Source organism: Maricaulis sp. W15 (assembly GCF_001924955.1).
GTDB classification, from domain to species: Bacteria; Pseudomonadota; Alphaproteobacteria; order Caulobacterales; family Maricaulaceae; genus Maricaulis; species Maricaulis maris.
This window is the reverse complement of record NZ_LQXG01000004.1, coordinates 39600-56795: the sequence shown is the minus strand read 5'-3', so window position 1 is coordinate 56795 and position 17196 is coordinate 39600. Positions and strand designations below refer to the sequence as shown.

Below are 17196 nucleotides of genomic sequence, written 5' to 3'. Positions count from 1 at the left end.
ATTGGTGATCCGGGGGCGTTGGGAGTACGGAGCTCGTCCGGTTGCCTGGAAACACCGCCAGACCAACCCGGCGTGGCCATCGATGGGACGGCGGCACAAAGCTCGACCGTTTGTTCCTGTCGGTTTCGAGACGGGGCCGGCAACGGCCCTGACCAAATCTCCGTGTGCGGGGTGCCCCCGGCGCCACCCACAAAACGTACATAGCAAGGCACCGGCAAGGCACCTCGCACCCCTCAACGACCCAAACCGCCAGGCGTTCGCGCCGTGGCGCGGACGGGCTTGTCCTTCACTCAAATCCAGGAAAGGAGACCGTCAGTCAGACCGCCTTCCCGCCGGCCGGACCGGGCTTTCCACTCTGGCGCATCCGCGCCGCCGGTCGGGCGGGAAGGTGGCTGCAGCGGGAGACAGGCGGCATGTGCGCCGGGGCGCTTTCCCCCAACACAAACATGTCGTCATCCCTGATGGACGCCCGGCGAAGGCCGGGCGAAAGTCAGGGACCTATGTGATTGCAAAGAGTTAGCTCCCCGCCTTGCGTCCGGCCTTCGCCGGACATCCAGCGGGGATGACAAGAATAGGGTGCTGTCCCCACTTGGCTTAGTGCGCCACCCGGCGCGCAGAGAACCATAAATCGCTTGTCAGCCAGCAGGCCGTCTCCGCTTCTTCAGCTCAAGGGTGAAACCGCGAAGCGGCGCCTGCGGCGCCCTTGACCTGAAGAAGCGGAGACGGCGAATTCTCGGCAAGCGGTTTAGGGCGGGGTGTGCGCCGGGGCGCGAATGTCGTCGGACACTGCCCGCCTCAAATGACAAATCAGGCCGAAGTGATTTCAACAATCCGGTCTTTTTGCCGATGGAGACGCGCCCTTTGCGGCGCCTCAAATAGTCAGTGAATTCCGCTCGCCCGGAAGGAAGCGCAACCCGTCCAACCCGGATCATCGATCCAATCGCCATAAGCGCAATGATCCTCAAAGTACGCGATCTCGAGACGTCGCTCGCCGACCTCCATACGGGCTTCAACTTCCACCACAGAGCCAGCAGAATCGAAGCTGACGTCCGGCCTCGCGCCAACACATTCCGCCACAAGCCAAGCAAACTCGCCGAGCGAAAGGCTGTGCGTATAACGACTTAGGCCCGCATACATCGCTCGATCCATCTCATCAGCGACACAACTTTCTGGCGAACACACGGACATTTTCGCCCTCATAGCGATCACGTCTCCCGAATGGGCCCAATCCCAATTCGCGACTCGTTCCACGCGACTTCGCTCTTCTGTCCATGCGAGGAGAGTTCCGCAATCATCGTCGGCAATGTCTATCGACGGATGTCGCACCGACTGACAGCCGATCAAAACCAGACAGGTCAATACCGGGGCGAGAACGCGCACACCTAATACTCCACCACAGCCCGGATGCTCTCCCCGGCATGCATCAAATCAAACCCCTTATTGATGTCGTCCAGCTTGAGCTTGTGGGTGATCAGGCTGTCGATATCGATGCGGCCTTCCATATACATGTCGACGATCTTGGGCACGTCGGTGCGGCCCCTGGCGCCGCCGAAGGCGGAGCCGCGCCAGACGCGGCCGGTGACCAGCTGGAAGGGTCGGGTCTGGATCTCGGCACCGGCGGGGGCGACGCCGATGATGATGCTCTCGCCCCAGCCCTTGTGGCAGCATTCCAAGGCCGCCCGCATGACCTCGACATTACCGATGCATTCGAAGGAATAATCGGCGCCGCCGCCGGTCAGCTCGACCAGATGGCCGACGAGGTCCTTGTGGTCCTTGGGATTGACGAAATCGGTCATGCCGAACTGGCGGGCGATGTCCTGTTTGGCCGGGTTCATGTCGACGCCGACGATTTGTTTGGCGCCGATCAGTTTGAGTCCCTGGATGACATTGAGACCGATCCCGCCCAGACCGAAGACGACGGCGGTGGAATTGGGCTCGACCTTGGCGGTGAACATGACTGCGCCAATGCCGGTCGTGACGCCGCAGCCGATATAGCAGATCTTGTCGAAGGGCGCGTCCCGGCGGACGTTGGCGAGGGAGACCTCCGGCAGGACGGTGAAGTTCGAGAAGGTCGAACAGCCCATATAGTGCAGGATTTTCTCGCCCTTGTAGGAAAAGCGCGAGGTGCCGTCCGGCATTACGCCCTGGCCCTGAGTCGCGCGGACTTTCTGGCACAGATTGGTCTTGGGATTGAGGCAGTATTCGCACTCCCGGCACTCGGCCGTGTAGAGCGGGATGACATGATCGCCGACCTTGAGGTCTTTTACGCCCGGCCCGACCTCGCGGACAATGCCCGCACCCTCATGACCAAGAATCGCCGGGAAGGCGCCTTCCGGATCGGCCCCGGAGCGGGTGAATTCATCGGTGTGGCAGATGCCGGTCGCCTTGATCTCGACCAGGACTTCGCCGGCCTTCGGGCCGTCCAGGTCGACCTCGACGATTTCGAGCGGTTTTCCGGCCTCAAAGGCGACAGCGGCGCGTGTCTTCATGGATCATTCTCCCCGAACCAATGGCTTGAAACAAAGGTCTCGCATTGCGGCGCCGCGGCGTCAAAGCCCGGCACAGGCGTCTTGCGCAGCTGCGCAGGTGACGGGACTTGGTGCAGCCACTAAGTTGCGCGCCCTGACATACCCGTTTCGGAGTGAAGTTTATGAGCGCGGTGATCCGGTCGACCGGTCTTTGGACTCCCCAGGAGTCCGTCTCCAACGACGAACTCGTGGCCTGCTACAACGCTTATGTTGAGCACTTCAACGCCGAAAATGCCGACGCCATCGAGCGCGGCGCCGTCGAGGCGAAAAACCCCTCCTCCTCCGGTTTCATCGAGAAGGCGTCCGGCATCAAGTCGCGCTATACGATCGACAAGGAAGGCGTGCTGGACATCACCCGCATGCGTCCCCGGGCCGAGCCGCGCCCGAACGACGCGCTGTCACTGATGGCCGAAGCGGGTGTCGCCGCCGCCAAGCAAGCACTCGAACAAGCAGGCCGCGACGCCGCCGATGTCGACGCGGTGATCTGCTCGGCCACCTCGATGCAGCGCACCTATCCCTCGATGGCGATCGAGATCCAGGACGCGCTGGGCATTGAAGGCTTCGGCTATGACATGACGGTGGCCTGTTCCTCGGGCACGTTCGGCATCATCAATGCGGTCAACATGATCGAGACCGGCATGGCCAAATCGGTGCTCGTCGTGACACCGGAAATCACCACGCCGCAGCTCAATTTCCGCGACCGCGACAGCCATTTCATCTTCGGGGATGTCGCCGTGGCCATGCTGATCGAGCATGAGGATGTCGCCGGCGATCAGGGCTGGAAGATCATCGGTCGCAATCTGATGACCAAGTTCTCCAACAATATCCGCTCGAATTTCGGCTTCCTGAATGCCTCCGAAGAACCGGCGCCTGACTTCGAAGACCGCTATTTCGTGCAGGAGGGCCGCAAGGTCTTCAAGGAAGTCTGCCCGATGGTTGCCGAGATGATCCTCACCGACATGGGCAATTTCGGCCTCAAGCCGGACCAGATGAAACGCCTCTGGCTGCACCAGGCCAATATCAACATGAACATGATGGTGGCCAAGAAAGTGTTCGGCCGTGAGTTCACCGAGGAGGAGGCTCCCGTCATCCTCGACGAGTTCGCCAATACCGCTGGTGCCGGTTCGCTGGTCGCCTTCCACCGTCACCATGATGGTTTCGAGACAGGCGAGAAGGGGCTGATCTGCTCCTTCGGGGCGGGTTACTCGGCCGGCACGGTCTTCGTCGAGAAGCTCTAGCGGCGCCCACTCAGGGCCAGGGCCAGTCTGAATATCGCAAAGCCAACCCCCGTCACCGCGCTGGCAACCAGCAGGATCGTCATGTCCGGCTGGTAGAGATAGAAGGTGGCCAGCGGCGCGCCGAAGAGTTTCGGCATGAGGTCCACAAACACCCAGGCCATGGCCAGGGTCGAGAAGACCGGGAAAACCAGGCTGAACCAGCCGGAAACGCCCGATTTGGCGCGCAGACCAGCCCGGCCCCGCCAAGCGAGCATGATCCCCGCCATAAAGAGCACGGGCAGGACCAGCACCATCACATAGAGGCTCTGCGTCCCGAAATGCTGGCCGCCGGGCTCAGGGTTTTCTCCGAGCGCGAAAGCACTCATGCCCACCAGAATATCCCCGGTCACGCCAAACCCCATGCCGCTATTGGCGTTCACAAGCACCACCCCGCCCCGCTGTTGCGAGCGTGACAGGATGGCAAGGGTCTCGACCCCGGGGGTCAGCCCGGTGTGGTAGACGGCATCGGCCTCGGCATCGATGAACCAGCCAAACCCGTAAAATGGTGAAGCCGCGCTGGCCGGCCGCATCATCATCGCCTTGTGCTCGGCGGTGATCAGATCATCCTCGCCATTGGCCATCATCGCCAGATAAAGCGCCATATCGGCCGCGCTGGCGACGATACCGCCTGCGGCCGCCATGCCGCCTGACACCCCGCCCTGATCGGGAACCGGGCGCCGGCCGCCAAACCAGGGCTGATGGCCGGTTGCCATGCGGTCGCCGGCCGCGCCCCCGCCGACAGAACTGTTCTCCATGCCCAGCGGGGCGAGAATTTCCGTTTCGATATAGGCGTCGAACTCGCGGCCGCTGACCGTTTCGATGACGGCGCCGAGGATCAGGTAATTGGCGTTGGAATACTGCCAGGCGGTGCCGGGCGCGCGGGCCGGTGATGTCCCGGCCAGCTGGCGCATATGCCCGGTCTGGAAACTGTTTCCCTGCAAGGTGGAATAACCACTGGTATGGCTCAGCAATTGCCGGACCGTGATTACCGCACCGGGCTGCCCCTCGAAGCTGTCGAGATGGTCCGCGATGGCGTCGTCGAGATCGACCGCGCCCGCTTCCACCAACTGCATGATGGCCAGCGCGGTGAAGCTTTTCGAGATCGAGCCCAGCGCAAACGGGGTCTCATCTGTGACCGGCAGGCCGCTGCCCAGAACCCGCTCCCCGCGTCCACCGGCAAGCCAATCGCCATCGTCGAGAATCGCCCAGGCCAAACCGGGCGCGGACGCGGCCGGCATCGCTTCGTCGAGATAGGCATCAATCGCGGCGGCTTGCATATCCGCCTGTGGCAGGGCGGGCGTGGTCAGAAACGGAAGCAGAAAAAGTCCCAGATAGCGCCACATGTCTTGCCCCCGTGATATCCCGCCGACACGCGGCCCCGCGCGTATTGGCAGCCCCTGCCTTGCGGCCCGTCATCCAGAGATATCAGGCATCACCAAGGACCACCAGCGGTCGCCGTCTAGACGCGTCAGGCCGCGTGCTCGACACACAAGAGATCACCATCGGCGATGCTGAGCGTTTCCCCGAGCAGATTGCAGAAACCGCCCTGCCCTTCATCGCGCCCCGGCCTGTGGTGGCGACAGGTGTGACAGACGCCGAACGGACGCCCCTTCCGCTCCCTTATCAATGCGTCCAGCAACTCTCGGAGTCCTGCCTCCAAGCCGCGGCGGTTATCGTCCTGCAGGGCATCCAGGTGCGACGATATCCGGAGCAGGGGATCATCTTTCAGCGCAGTTCGCGCCTGTGATGAAAGGTCCAGCGTGACCCGGCGCCTGTCGGTCGCATCGGCGCGTTTGACGACAAGTCCCTTGGCTTCCAGCGCGTTGAGCGTCTGCGACACGGTCCCCTTGGTCAGATTGAGATAGCTGGTCACGGCCGAGGGCGAGCGCGAATACCGGTTCGCGACGTTCAGATAGCGCAAGACATCCCACTGCACCGGCTTCAGCCCGTGGGCATGCGCTTCATTGTGGATCAGCCGGCTCAGCCTCTCGAGCAGCCGGGCGGAGTGTGCGGACGTCGTCATGCGCTCACTGTATCGACTCAATACCACCCTTGCAATCATCGCCTCACCCACCTAAATACCAAATTGTATTGACTCGATACTAATGATCTCAGGAGACACCCATGCCGCACATTCCCCCCTTCGACCCCGCCCAAGCCACCGGTGAACGCAAAGAGCTGATGGATGCCGTCCGCAGCCAGTTCGGTGCGGTGATCAACATGTTCGGAACCGTGGCCCATTCGCCGGCGGCCCTGAAATCCATGCTGGGCAGTTTCGGCGCCCTCGGCAGTGGCCGCATCGGTGCCCGCCTGGGTGAGCAGATCGCCGTCGCCATCGCCAATCGCAATGGCTGCGAATACTGCCTGTCAGCCCACACGGTCCTGGGCAAGAACGCCGGATTGACGGCCTCACAGATGGACGAGGCCCGCAAGGGCCATGGCGAAGACAGCCGTAGCCAAGCGGCAATCGACTTCGCACTCGCTGTCGTCAATGAACGCGGGCATGTCGATCCGTCGGCGCTGGCTGAATTGCGCGCGGCCGGCTTCGACGATGAGGAAATTGTCGAGATTGTCGCGCATATCACGCTCAACCTGTTCACCAACTACGTCAATGTCGTGTTCGATGTCGATGTGGACTTCCCCAGCGTCAAACCCGTCAGCGCCAACTAGGCGTTCCGGCCCGCCGGCTCCGGCTGGCGGGCCGCCATCGCGGAGCAAATTCATGAACCTGAAAAAAGCCCCCGAACTCATCACAAGCGAATGGGTCAATGGCGATGACGTGCCGCCGACATTGGAAGGCCTGTCAGGGCGCGTCATCCTGCTCGAATGCTTTCAGATGCTGTGTCCGGGCTGTGTCTCGCACGCCCTGCCGCAAGCCCGGCGGGCCGACCTTGCCTTTCGCGACAAAGGCCTGGTCGTGCTCGGCCTGCACAGCGTGTTCGAGCATCATGAAGCCCAGGGACACCGCGCGGCGCTGGCCGCCTTCATGCACGAAAACCGGATCACCTTCCCGGTCGCTATCGATGCCCCGGCCACGACCGGATTTATCCCGCAAACGATGACCCGCTATGGCATGCAGGGCACGCCGACCACCCTTCTGATCGACGCCGGCGGACATATCCGGATGCAACGCTTCGGGTCCATCACCGACCTGGAACTCGGCGTCGCGATTGGCAGCCTGCTGAACGAGGCTGGCGAACCCGCCGCACCGACCACACCCTGACAGCTTCTGTCGCCCCGCCCTTCCATCCTGTGTCTCAACACGGGAGAGACAGCATGCGTCGCACATCACTATTCGAATTTGCATCCAATATCCTGGACGCGGTCGTTTGGGTCGGGTTTGTCGTCGCTTTGAGCGGACTATAGTCAGCACACACAGGCGAATACACACCATACAAATTTGCAAAATGCGGACAAAAAAGAGCCCGGCCCGCCACCCCCCACAACGCGGGGGCGACGGGCCGGGCCCAGTATACGTCACAAGCCGGGGAGGACTGGCCAGGACGAAATGTGTGTCGGCTATACGCTAGCCGCCAAATTCAACCAACGGACTCGCCGTGCAGCGTCGTATCGAGGCCGGAAATCTCACCTTCCTCGTCGACGCGCAATGTCATGATCTTGGATTGCACGAAAAGTATGACAGTTGTGACCACGCCGCAGTAGATCGCAGCAGCCAGTGCACCCCAGGTCTGTGTCCAGACCTGCAGCCAATTACCCTCAATGGCACCGCCCGCGCCGCCGATCGCTTCCGAGGCAAAAAACCCGGTGAGAACCGCACCCACCAAGCCACCCACACCGTGCAGGCCGAACGCGTCGAGTGTGTCGTCAATCTTCAGCACTTTTTTCAGGGCGGTGACACCCCAATAGGCCCCGAACGCTCCGCAGGCGCCGACGATGAAGGCTGCCCAGCTCGGCACAAAACCAGCGGCCGGCGTGATCGCGACGAGACCGGCGATGGCGCCCGACGCTGCTCCCAGCACACTGGCCTTGCCGCGCAGGATCCATTCCAGACCGATCCAGACCAGAACCGCGCTCGCCGCTGCGATCTGGGTGGTGACAAAAGCATGGGCGGCAGCACCGTCGGCGGCCAGGGCCGAGCCGCCATTGAATCCGAACCAGCCGACCCACAACATGCCGGCCCCTGTGACCGTGAGCACGAGATTGTCGGGGGCCAGATTGGCGCCGGGATACCCCTTGCGCGGACCGAGGAATTTGGCCAGCACCAGGCCGGCAACACCGGCATTGATGTGCACGACGGCACCCCCGGCAAAATCGAGCACGCCCGCTTCGCCGAGGAAGCCGCCACCCCACACCCAGTGGCAGATGGGCGCATAGACCAGGATCAGCCAGGCCGCGCCAAACACCATGAAGGCCGAGAACTTGATCCGCTCGACCGCCGCACCGGCGATGATCGCGACGGTGATGATGGCGAAGGTGAGCTGGAACATCAGGAAGAGGTTTTCCGGCAGGTCGCCGGACATGGTGTCAGGCATGATCCCGGACAGGCCGACACTGGCCAGACCACCGACAAAGGCATTCACCGGTCCGCCATTCGTGAAGGCCAGGGAATAGGCGATCAATGCCCACAACACCGTCACCACGGCGGCCGCACCCAGGCTCTGCATCAGGGTCGACAACACATTCTTGCGCCGCACCATGCCACCATAGAAGAGCGCCAGCCCGGGCAGCGTCATCAGCAGGACGAGGGCAGTCGAGGTCAGTATCCAGGCATTGTTACCACTATCCATGGGGCTCTCCGTGAACGGGCCTTGGTGTTCTTGCGATCGCCATGAGCTAGGCCGGGGAATCGGCGAGAGTCGACTTTTCAGGAGAGTTTTTGCCGGATTGGCAGCAGCGCGCCGCGAAATTGTGCACACCTGCCTGTTTTCGAGGCGAAGGCGCATCTTCCTTGCAATGTCAGCGCGGATTGATCGGTAGCGCCCATGGTTTAGGCTGGACAGATCAGGGACAAGCACAGAGTCCGGCGCCGTGAAAAACAGCCTTATTCGATCAACGGGATACTGGGTCCCGTCCAATGTCATCTCGAATGATGAACTCGTTGCCAGCTACAATGCCTGGGCGACGCGCTTCAATACCGACCACGCCGCCGCAATCGCTGCCGGCGAGGCGGAGGAAGTGCCACTGTCATCCAGCGAGTTCATCCGCAATGCTTCCGGCATCGAGCGTCGCCATGTTTATGAAAAGACCGGCATTCTCGACATTGATCACATGACTCCGCGAATCCCGCCGCGCGGCATTGACGAAGTGTCGACCCAGGCTGAGTTCGCGCTCAAATCGGTGCGCATTGCGCTCGACAAGGCCGGTTATGACGGCAGCGACATTGACGGCGTCATCGTGGCGTCTTCAGCACAACAGCGCAATTTCCCGGCCGTCGCCTGCGAGATCCAGGAAGCCATCGGGTCGACAGGTTTCTCCTTCGACATGACCATGGCCTGTGCTTCGGCGCTCTACGGCCTGCACATGGCCAATGGCATGATCAAATCCGGGCAGGCCCGACGCATCCTGATCTGCTCGCCCGAGTTGATGACCTGCATCAATGTGCATTCGCGCCGCGAAGTACATTTCATCTTCGGCGACGCCTCCGCAGCGATGATCGTTGAGGCCGATGACGGAAGGCCGGGCGGCTGGGATGTGATCGGCAGCCATGCCGAGAACAAGTGGTCCTCGGCCCTGCGCTCGGATTACGGCTTCATCAATATCGCCGAACGCACGGTCGATCCCGAGTTTGCACCGCATCTCGACCAGGACGGCCATCGCGTCTTCAAGGATGTGGTCGGCTTCGCCCCGCAGGTCGCCCGCCGGATGATGGAATCGATCGAGCTGGCGCCGGCGGACGTGCGCCGCACCTGGCTGCACCAGGCCAATATCCGCATGGTCGACATGATCGCCAAACGCATCCTCGAGCGCGACCGCACCGAGGACAACGCGCCGGCCATCCTGCACGAGTATGGCAATACCTCATCCTCCTCCGTGGTGATGAATTTCGAGATGCATTCCGACGACATGGCGGTCGGCGAGACCGGCGTGATGTGTGCCTTCGGGGCGGGCTATGGCGTCGGCGCCGCAGCGGTAAGGAAACGCGCATGAAAACCTGGTGGCTCCGCCTGATCCCGATCGCGGCACTGGCCGCCTGCTCGCCGGCGCCACAGGCCGACGACGCGATGTCGACGCCGGATGAAACCGCTGCGGATACAAATGCCGACACCGTCGAAACCGAAGCGCAAGAGGAAGAGACCGCCGGCCTGCCCGGCACCGATATCCATCTGTTCGCGCTGGACTGGTCCGGCGAGGCACCCGTGCTCGGCGCATCCCTCGGGGGCGTCACCCGGGCCGGTTACGACAACCAGCCCTTTTTTGTCGATGATGGCAGCCTGCTCTACACCGCTGGCGACGAGACCGGCGAGACCGATATCTGGCGGTTTGACCTCGCCTCGGGCGAAACCACACCGGTCACCCAAACGCCCGGTGAGAGCGAGTACTCACCCCGCATCGCCCCCGATGGCCGGCTCAGCTATATCTACCAACCGCCCGGCGGCTATGCTGGCAATGCCTATCTGGCCAATCCGGACAATTCCGACCGCCAGCCTGCCGAGGCGCTGGCCCCGGTCGGCTATTACGGCTTTTCCGGCGATATGAGCGCCGTCGCGGTCTTCCACCTGGGCGAGCCGATGACGCTGCAGCTGATCGACCGCACCACCACGCCGGAAACCGTCACCCATGTCGCCGACAATCCCGGCCGCAGCTTCTTCCGCGCCGGTCGCGGTCCGGCGCTTTATGTGACGCTCGGTGATGAGGACGGCGTCCACACGGTCCATGCGCTCAACACGCAGACCGGCGAATTGCGCGAAATGTTCGCCCTGCCGGGCACGGTTCAGGACTTCGCCGTCGCCATCATGCCCGATGACCGCGTCACCTTCCTCACGGTCCATGAAGGTCAACTTGTCTGGCGCGCCTATGGCGGCTGGCAGCCCATCGGCGCGATTGACTGGCTCGACGGCGTCACACGCCTGGCAATCAGCCCCGACCTCACCACACTGGCCGTGGTGGCGGAGGAGTAGGGAAACGCCAGCTCCTTCCCTTGATGGGGAAGGTCGGCCGGCGCGAAGCGTCGGGTCGGAAGGCGTGAGACGCGCCAGCGTTCCGGCACCCACTCCACCTCGCCCATCAAGGCGAGGACGTGGACTTTGGCTCAACACTCACGCGCGCCTGACCCTGGACCGCAGAACCCTCGGTCACGCACTGGTCGGACTCCTGTCGCAGGACTGAGGCCCTCACCACAATCCACAGCCCTGTCATGCCAGCACATTGGTGCCGCCGCCGCTTCTCTGCTATCCCCCCTCCCCGCCCGAAGCTGACGAGATGGATGACATGGCTGCTGCCCCCCGGAAAAAAAGCAAGGACGCGCCGCGCGCCTGGCAGCGGATGATTTCCGGGCGGCGGCTTGACCTGCTGGACCCGTCACCCTTCGATGTCGAGATCGAGGACATCGCGCATGGCATTGCCCGGGTGGCGCGCTGGAACGGGCAGACCAAAGGCGATCATGCCTTCTCGGTTGCCGAACATTCCGTCGTGGTGCTGGACATACTGGAGCATCTCTATCCCGACATTGACGACAAATGGCGCGTCGCAGCGCTGTTGCACGACGCCTCGGAATACGTGATCGGCGACATGATCAGCCCGTTCAAGGCGGCGCTGGGCGTCAATTATCGCGAGTTCGAGGACCGGCTTGAAGCCGCCATCCAACTGCGCTTCGGCCTGCCGCCGAAACTGCCGGCCGAGGTCAAGCGCAAGATCAAGCGGGCCGATGTCATGTGCGCCTATTTCGAGGCCACCCAGATCGCCGGTTTCAGTCATGCCGAATCCGTGAAATTCTTCGGTCGTCCCCCGGCCGGACTGGAGATCACCATCGAACCCCTGCCCGTCAAACAGGCCCAACAGCTCTATCTCGACCGGTTCGAGACGGTGCTGGCAGCCTTCGAGGGGCGATAATGGAGAAGGCCGGCCTCGCGCTTTCCGTCGGCCTCAACGCGGTCATCCTGGCGGTCGATGGCGATGTGCCGCAGGTGCTCATCGTGCCGCAACCGGGGGGTGGCGAGGCGCTGCCCTTTGGCCCCTTTAATCCCACCGAACACCGCACCCTTGAAATCGGCTTGCGTCGCTGGGTCGATGAACAGGCGCGCTTCCAGCTCGGCTATGTCGAGCAGCTCTACACATTCGGCGATCGCGGCCGCGAAGCGCCCGTGGCCGCGATGACGGGGTCGGAGGATGATCGCATCATCTCGATCGGCTATCTCGCCCTCACGCCGGACGTCTCCGACCCACCGGAAGGCGGCGGTCAGTGGCGCGGCTGGTATCGTTTCTTCCCGTGGGAGGACTGGCGCGAGGGACGTCCGGACATCATCGACAGCCAGATCCTGCCCCGCCTGTCGGCCTGGGCCGATGAGGCCGGCGGCCCCGGTCGCCGCGCCTCCTGCCATGACCGCATCAAGCAGTGCTTCGGACTTAATCCCGGCGGCTGGCAGGAAGGGCGGGCGCTGGACCGCTACGAACTGCTCTACGAGGCCGGCCTCGTCGAGGAGGCCGCCCGCGACGGCCAGACCGAGACACGGCTGGTCGCTCCGGGATTGGGCCAGGCCATGGCGTCGGACCATCGCCGCATACTGGCGACCGCGATTTCACGACTGCGCGGCAAGATCAAATATCGTCCGGTGGTGTTCGAGCTGATGGACGACGTATTCACCCTGTCGGCGCTGCAACAAGTGGTCGAGGCGGTGGTCGGTTATCGCCTGCACAAACAGAATTTCCGCCGCGCCCTGGACCGGACGGGCTTCGTTGACGGCACCGGCAAGGTGGAAAGCGCCACCGGCGGTCGCCCGGCCGAACTCTTCCGCTATCGCCGCGAGGCGCTCGCCGGCCTGCCATCGCTCGGCCTGGCGACACCCAGATTGCGCGACGGGTAGAGTTTTCCCTGCCGGTTTAAGCGGATGGGAAGTTTTCCCGGTCAGTCTGCGAGGCGAAATTGAGGGAGTTCTTCATGATCCGTGCCTTCGCACTCATCCTGGCCGTGCCGGCAACGCTTGGCCTGTCCATTGCCGCCCACGCCCAGGACGCCGTACCTGCCGGCACCGTCAACTCACAGGTCGACGACAGCATCAGCCAGACGAATACCGAGGTGCTCGGCGATGCGCCGGCTTCCAGCATGGGCAATCAGTCGTCTGCGGAGCCCATGTCTGCCGAGCTCGGGTCGGCGCACAATGCGACCTCCGGCCAGCAAAACGCCAACACCGTGCTTCAGGCCACCACGACCCAGGGTGTCCAGCTGCTCGCCGGCTTTGGAGCCGCGGCTGAAGACGGCAATACCGGCGATGGGGAGGGCGATCCAGACAACTGAGCGCCGACCGGCCCCTGCAGCCAGTCCGGGTCAGGTCGGGCAAAACCCTGTATGGACCCGGCCCATGCCCGGAGACACGCCCCGCCCCTTCATTTATTCACCGCCGCCCGCCGGGCCGCTACCGGTCATCCATGCTGACGACCATATCCTGGTCATCGACAAACCGTCCGGCCTGCTCACCGTGCCCGGTAACCGGCCGGAGCGCGCCGACTGCCTGGAAGCACGTGCCCGCGCTGACTTCCCGACCGCGCGCATCATCCACCGGCTCGACATGGATACCTCCGGCGTCATCGTCCTGGCCCTGACCGCACACGCCCAGGCGCATATCGGCAAGCAGTTCGAGAAGCGTCAGACAAGCAAGTCGTACATCGCGCGGGTCCAGGGCGAGATGACGCAGTCATCCGGTCGCGTCGACCAGCCGCTCATTACCGATTGGCCCAACCGTCCACGGCAGATGATCTGCCATGAGCGCGGGCGCCGTGCGGTGACCGATTGGGAGGTGCTGGACATTGCCGATGGCGTCAGCCGGGTCCGTTTGGCGCCGCTGACCGGCCGCAGCCACCAGCTTCGTGTCCACATGCTGCACCTGGGCCATCCGATCCTGGGCGACAATCTCTACGCGCCGCCGGATGCACTGGCCGCTAGCGACCGTTTATGCCTGCACGCGCGGGAGCTGGGCTTTCGCCACCCGGACGGGGGTGCGCCGGTCAGTTTCGAGAGCCGGCCCCCGTTCTGATCTCCACATCAGATATTGTCGCTTGAGGTGTGATGATATATCTGACCATCTGTGATTGGAGCTTGTGTTGTTGGGGGACAACGTGTCTGAGCGTTTGAGTTTTTCAGATTTTGTTCGCGCAGCCGCCCTGTGCACCGTGGTCGCGCTCGCCCTCCTGGCCATCAAATTTTCAGTGTTCGGCTGGATGGGAGCCATTGTGGCCATACTGCTCATGGTCACCCTGTTCAGTGCCGGCCAACAGCGGGTACGTTGGCGCCTGATTATTCCGGCCCTTGCACTTGGTGCCGCCGGTTACAGCGCTGCCTCGGCCACTGTTGCGACCAGCTTGCTCTGACCCCTTGCGCAATGCTCACTATGAGCATATATCTCACTCACGGTTAAGCTCATTTCGAGCATAAGCCGCGTTTCCGGTGATGGCCCTTCCGCCATCGCCTCTTTTCAGACCCCAGATATGCTCGAATTGAGCAAAAGTGAGGGAAAAATGGACCGGATGAATATGGACGGCACGCTTGCGGGCTTTGATCAAGATCAGCCTGAACTCGCCTATACGGACGAGGTCAAAGCCGCGACGGACCATCTCTACGCCAAGGTCAGCCATGTCGTGACGCCGATGGAGTGGCCCGCCAAGGCCCCCCTCATCCACGCCATCAACCAGCTGAAAAAAGAAAAGAACGCGGTCATCCTGGCGCACAACTACATGACGGCGGACATTTTCCACTGCGTCGGCGACCTGATGGGCGACAGCCTCGCCCTCGCCCGCATGGCGGCGGAAAGCGAAGCCGATATCATCGTCCAGGCTGGCGTCCACTTCATGGCCGAGACCGCCAAGGTGCTCGCCCCGGAAAAGACCGTCCTCATCCCCGACACCCGCGCCGGCTGTTCGCTGGCCTCATCGATCACGGGCGAGGATGTGCGCCGCATCAAGGCCGCCTATCCCGGCATCCCGGTCGTGACCTATGTGAACACCTCGGCGGACGTCAAAGCCGAGTGCGATATCTGCTGTACCAGCTCGAATGCCGTGCAAGTGGTCGAGAGCCTGGGCAGCGATACCGTCATCCTCCTGCCCGACCAGTATCTGGCCAAGAATGTCGCCGCCCAGACCGATGTCAAAATCCTGACCTGGGCGGGGGCTTGTGAAGTCCACGAGCAATTCACGGCGCAGGACATCCAGGACCTGCGCGACGCCCATCCCGGCGTGGTCATCATCACCCATCCGGAAAGCCCGCTGGAGGTGGTCCAGGCCGCCGATTTCGCCGGCTCGACCGCCGCCATGGCCGACTGGGCCAAGGATTCAGGCGCCAAGAAGGCCGTCCTCCTCACCGAATGCTCAATGAGCGACAATGTCGCCGCCGATGTGCCCGAGGTCGAGTTCATCCGCCCCTGCAATCTGTGCCCGCACATGAAGCGGATCACGCTGGAAAACATCTATGACTGCCTGCGTCTGGAACAGCATGAAGTGACCGTCCCCGACGCCGTCATCGAAGGCGCCCGCCGGTCGGTCCAGGCCATGCTCGACCTGCCCAAGCCGGACAAGCCTGCCAGCTTTGACCCGACCAAGCCGGAGAAGCGCGTGGATCTGGTTGTGATTTGATCCCATGACCCGCCCCACCCTTATTTGCGGCGCTGGCATTGCCGGACTTTGGGCAGCTCTCAAGCTCGCCCCGCGGCCTGTGGTTCTGCTCACCGGTGCGCCGCTGGGCGATGGCGCGGCGTCCGGATGGGCGCAGGGCGGGGTTTCGGCGGCTCTGGCGGGTGATGACAGCGCGGCGCTGCATGCCCGGGACACGATTGCGGCGGGTGCCGGGCTGGTTGATCGCGAGGCCGCGCGCGCCCTTGCCGAGGGCGCGGCGGCGGAAGTTGCGGAACTGGCGGCACTCGGCGCGCCGTTCGAGCGCGACGGCGAGGACTGGTCGCTGTCCCGCGAAGCGGCGCATTCGCGGCCGCGGGTCGCAAGGGTGAAGGGCGATGGGGCCGGCGCGGCGATCATGGCAACCCTGATCGAGGCGGTTCGCGCGGCCGCTCATATCGAGATCCGCGATGGCTGGAGAGCGGTCTCCCTGCTGGGTGACGCGAACGCCTGCAGGGGTGCCATTGCGCAAGGCCCGAACGGCGAGCTCGAGGCCCTTGAGGCCGACACAACCCTGCTTGCCATGGGCGGCGCAGGTGGCCTGTTCGCGCTGACCACCACTCCGGCGATCGCCCAGGGCCAGGCCATGGCCATGGCAGCCCGTCTGGGTGCGGAAATCCGTGACCCGGAATTCGTGCAATTCCACCCGACCGCGCTCAATGCCGGCCTCGATCCGGCGCCCCTGTGCACCGAAGCCCTGCGCGGTGAGGGGGCGATCCTGGTCGACCAGACCGGTCACCGCTTCATGAAGGCGATCCACAGCGATGCCGAGCTGGCCCCGCGCGATGTCGTCGCCCGCGCCGTGCACCGCCAGAATGCATCGGGAAAAGGCGCTTTCCTCGATTGCCGTGAGGCTGTCGGCGAGGCGTTCCCGGAGCGATTCCCGGCAGTCTTCGCAGCCTGCCAGCGCGCCGGCATCGATCCGCGTATCGAGTCGATCCCGGTTGCCCCGACGGCGCATTATCACATGGGCGGGGTGGCGACGGATACTAACGGACGAACCTCGGTGCCCGGCTTGTTTGCCATTGGCGAGTGCGCCGCCACCGGCCTGCACGGCGCCAATCGCCTGGCGTCAAACTCGCTGGCCGAGGGGCTGGTGAGTGCGGCCAGGTTTGCGCGTGTAGCGACGTTTCTTCCCCACACCGTGGGGAAGTGGGCCGCGGCAAAGCCGCGGGTCGATGGGGCCGCGGCCGCAGGCCGCCGTGAGCCACTTGGGATCGACATCGGCGTGCTTGCGCACACCGACCCCTCCACCGCTTCGCGGTCCCCCTCCCCAGCAAGCTGGGGAGGAAACCTCCCTCCCCTCGCCCTCCTGCGACTGCGTCAGGCCATGTCGCGCCATTGCGGGGTAGAGCGTAGCGAGACCGGGCTGAGTGAACTGGCGGCGCTGATCGATGCGATGCGGCGCGAGCATGGCGAGGCGGATGCGCTGATTGCGGCGCGCTTCATCGTCACCGGCGCGCTGAACCGGCGTGAAAGCCGGGGTGGTCATTTCCGCACTGATTGCCCACAAACACTCAAGGAGGCGCGCCATAGCGCGCTGCGCCTCGACGATCTTGCCGCGCCGGAACTGGCGCCCGCGGCCCTCACCGGTCCGGCTGAATAGGACGACCGCC

The 17196-nt window shown here is 63.6% G+C and carries 17 protein-coding genes; 12 read left to right on the top strand and 5 right to left on the bottom strand.

Annotation, left to right across the window (positions count from 1 at the left end; all coding sequences use genetic code 11):
• Window positions 1–879: 879 nt before the first annotated feature.
• Together AWH62_RS16740 and AWH62_RS04335 are read right to left on the bottom strand one after the other, a co-directional pair.
• The gene (locus AWH62_RS16740; RefSeq protein ID WP_143742915.1) at window positions 880–1380 is read right to left on the bottom strand and encodes a hypothetical protein; all 501 of its coding nucleotides are present in this window, start codon (window positions 1378–1380) and stop codon (window positions 880–882) included.
• A 2-nt stretch (window positions 1381–1382) separates the two neighbouring features.
• Complete coding sequence (locus AWH62_RS04335; protein WP_075189266.1) at window positions 1383–2489, bottom strand: S-(hydroxymethyl)glutathione dehydrogenase/class III alcohol dehydrogenase; 1107 nt, start codon at window positions 2487–2489, stop codon at window positions 1383–1385.
• 161 nt (window positions 2490–2650) lie between these two features.
• Here AWH62_RS04335 and AWH62_RS04330 point away from each other — a divergent pair, with 161 nt between their 5' ends.
• Window positions 2651–3766, top strand: a complete 1116-nt coding sequence (locus AWH62_RS04330) for a beta-ketoacyl-ACP synthase III (RefSeq protein ID WP_075189265.1) — start codon at window positions 2651–2653, stop codon at window positions 3764–3766.
• On the opposite strand, the gene AWH62_RS04325 is transcribed toward AWH62_RS04330, so the two are convergent.
• Complete coding sequence (locus AWH62_RS04325; RefSeq protein WP_075189264.1) at window positions 3763–5148, bottom strand: serine hydrolase; 1386 nt, start codon at window positions 5146–5148, stop codon at window positions 3763–3765. The two genes, AWH62_RS04330 and AWH62_RS04325, sit on opposite strands and share 4 nt — an antisense overlap.
• Before the next feature lie 125 nt (window positions 5149–5273).
• Complete coding sequence (locus AWH62_RS04320) at window positions 5274–5879, bottom strand: MarR family winged helix-turn-helix transcriptional regulator (protein WP_143742914.1); 606 nt, start codon at window positions 5877–5879, stop codon at window positions 5274–5276.
• Between the two features lie 50 nt (window positions 5880–5929).
• Here AWH62_RS04320 and AWH62_RS04315 point away from each other — a divergent pair, with 50 nt between their 5' ends.
• Both AWH62_RS04315 and AWH62_RS04310 read left to right on the top strand, forming a co-directional pair.
• Window positions 5930–6475: a carboxymuconolactone decarboxylase family protein gene (locus tag AWH62_RS04315; RefSeq protein WP_075189262.1), complete on the top strand. Its 546-nt coding sequence runs from the start codon at window positions 5930–5932 to the stop codon at window positions 6473–6475.
• Window positions 6476–6527: 52 nt separating this feature from the next.
• Complete coding sequence (locus tag AWH62_RS04310) at window positions 6528–7028, top strand: redoxin domain-containing protein (protein ID WP_075189261.1); 501 nt, start codon at window positions 6528–6530, stop codon at window positions 7026–7028.
• Window positions 7029–7344: 316 nt separating this feature from the next.
• On the opposite strand, the gene AWH62_RS04305 is transcribed toward AWH62_RS04310, so the two are convergent.
• Window positions 7345–8553 (bottom strand): ammonium transporter, encoded by a 1209-nt coding sequence (locus tag AWH62_RS04305; RefSeq protein ID WP_075189260.1) that lies wholly within the window; start codon window positions 8551–8553, stop codon window positions 7345–7347.
• Between the two features lie 241 nt (window positions 8554–8794).
• Between AWH62_RS04305 and AWH62_RS04300 the strand changes: the two genes are divergently transcribed.
• The 9 genes from AWH62_RS04300 (at window position 8795) to AWH62_RS04260 (ending at window position 17186) form a co-directional block, all read left to right on the top strand.
• On the top strand, window positions 8795–9913 hold the full coding sequence (locus tag AWH62_RS04300; protein WP_075189259.1) for a beta-ketoacyl-ACP synthase III: 1119 nt from the start codon (window positions 8795–8797) through the stop codon (window positions 9911–9913).
• Window positions 9910–10884 carry a PD40 domain-containing protein gene (locus tag AWH62_RS04295; RefSeq protein WP_075189258.1) on the top strand — a complete coding sequence of 325 codons (975 nt, stop codon included), beginning with the start codon at window positions 9910–9912 and terminating at the stop codon, window positions 10882–10884. Before AWH62_RS04300 ends, AWH62_RS04295 begins: the two co-directional genes overlap by 4 nt.
• A 310-nt stretch (window positions 10885–11194) precedes the next feature.
• Window positions 11195–11815 (top strand): YfbR-like 5'-deoxynucleotidase, encoded by a 621-nt coding sequence (locus AWH62_RS04290; protein ID WP_075189270.1) that lies wholly within the window; start codon window positions 11195–11197, stop codon window positions 11813–11815.
• Window positions 11815–12786 (top strand): NAD regulator, encoded by a 972-nt coding sequence (locus AWH62_RS04285; protein WP_075189257.1) that lies wholly within the window; start codon window positions 11815–11817, stop codon window positions 12784–12786. The genes AWH62_RS04290 and AWH62_RS04285 overlap by 1 nt, the downstream gene beginning before the upstream one ends.
• A 74-nt stretch (window positions 12787–12860) precedes the next feature.
• Entirely contained in the window at window positions 12861–13217 is a 357-nt protein-coding gene (locus AWH62_RS04280) for a RebB family R body protein (RefSeq protein ID WP_083634995.1), read from the top strand.
• A 64-nt stretch (window positions 13218–13281) separates the two neighbouring features.
• Window positions 13282–13953, top strand: coding sequence for an RluA family pseudouridine synthase (locus tag AWH62_RS04275; protein WP_075189256.1), 672 nt, complete (start codon window positions 13282–13284; stop codon window positions 13951–13953).
• A gap of 82 nt (window positions 13954–14035) precedes the next feature.
• Window positions 14036–14287 carry a hypothetical protein gene (locus tag AWH62_RS04270; RefSeq protein WP_143742913.1) on the top strand — a complete coding sequence of 84 codons (252 nt, stop codon included), beginning with the start codon at window positions 14036–14038 and terminating at the stop codon, window positions 14285–14287.
• A gap of 117 nt (window positions 14288–14404) precedes the next feature.
• On the top strand, window positions 14405–15544 hold the full coding sequence (nadA, locus tag AWH62_RS04265) for a quinolinate synthase NadA (protein WP_075189254.1): 1140 nt from the start codon (window positions 14405–14407) through the stop codon (window positions 15542–15544).
• Window positions 15545–15548: 4 nt separating this feature from the next.
• A complete protein-coding gene (locus AWH62_RS04260) occupies window positions 15549–17186 on the top strand; it encodes an L-aspartate oxidase (protein WP_075189253.1) in 1638 nt (545 codons plus the stop codon).
• The last annotated feature ends 10 nt before the right edge of the window (window positions 17187–17196 follow it).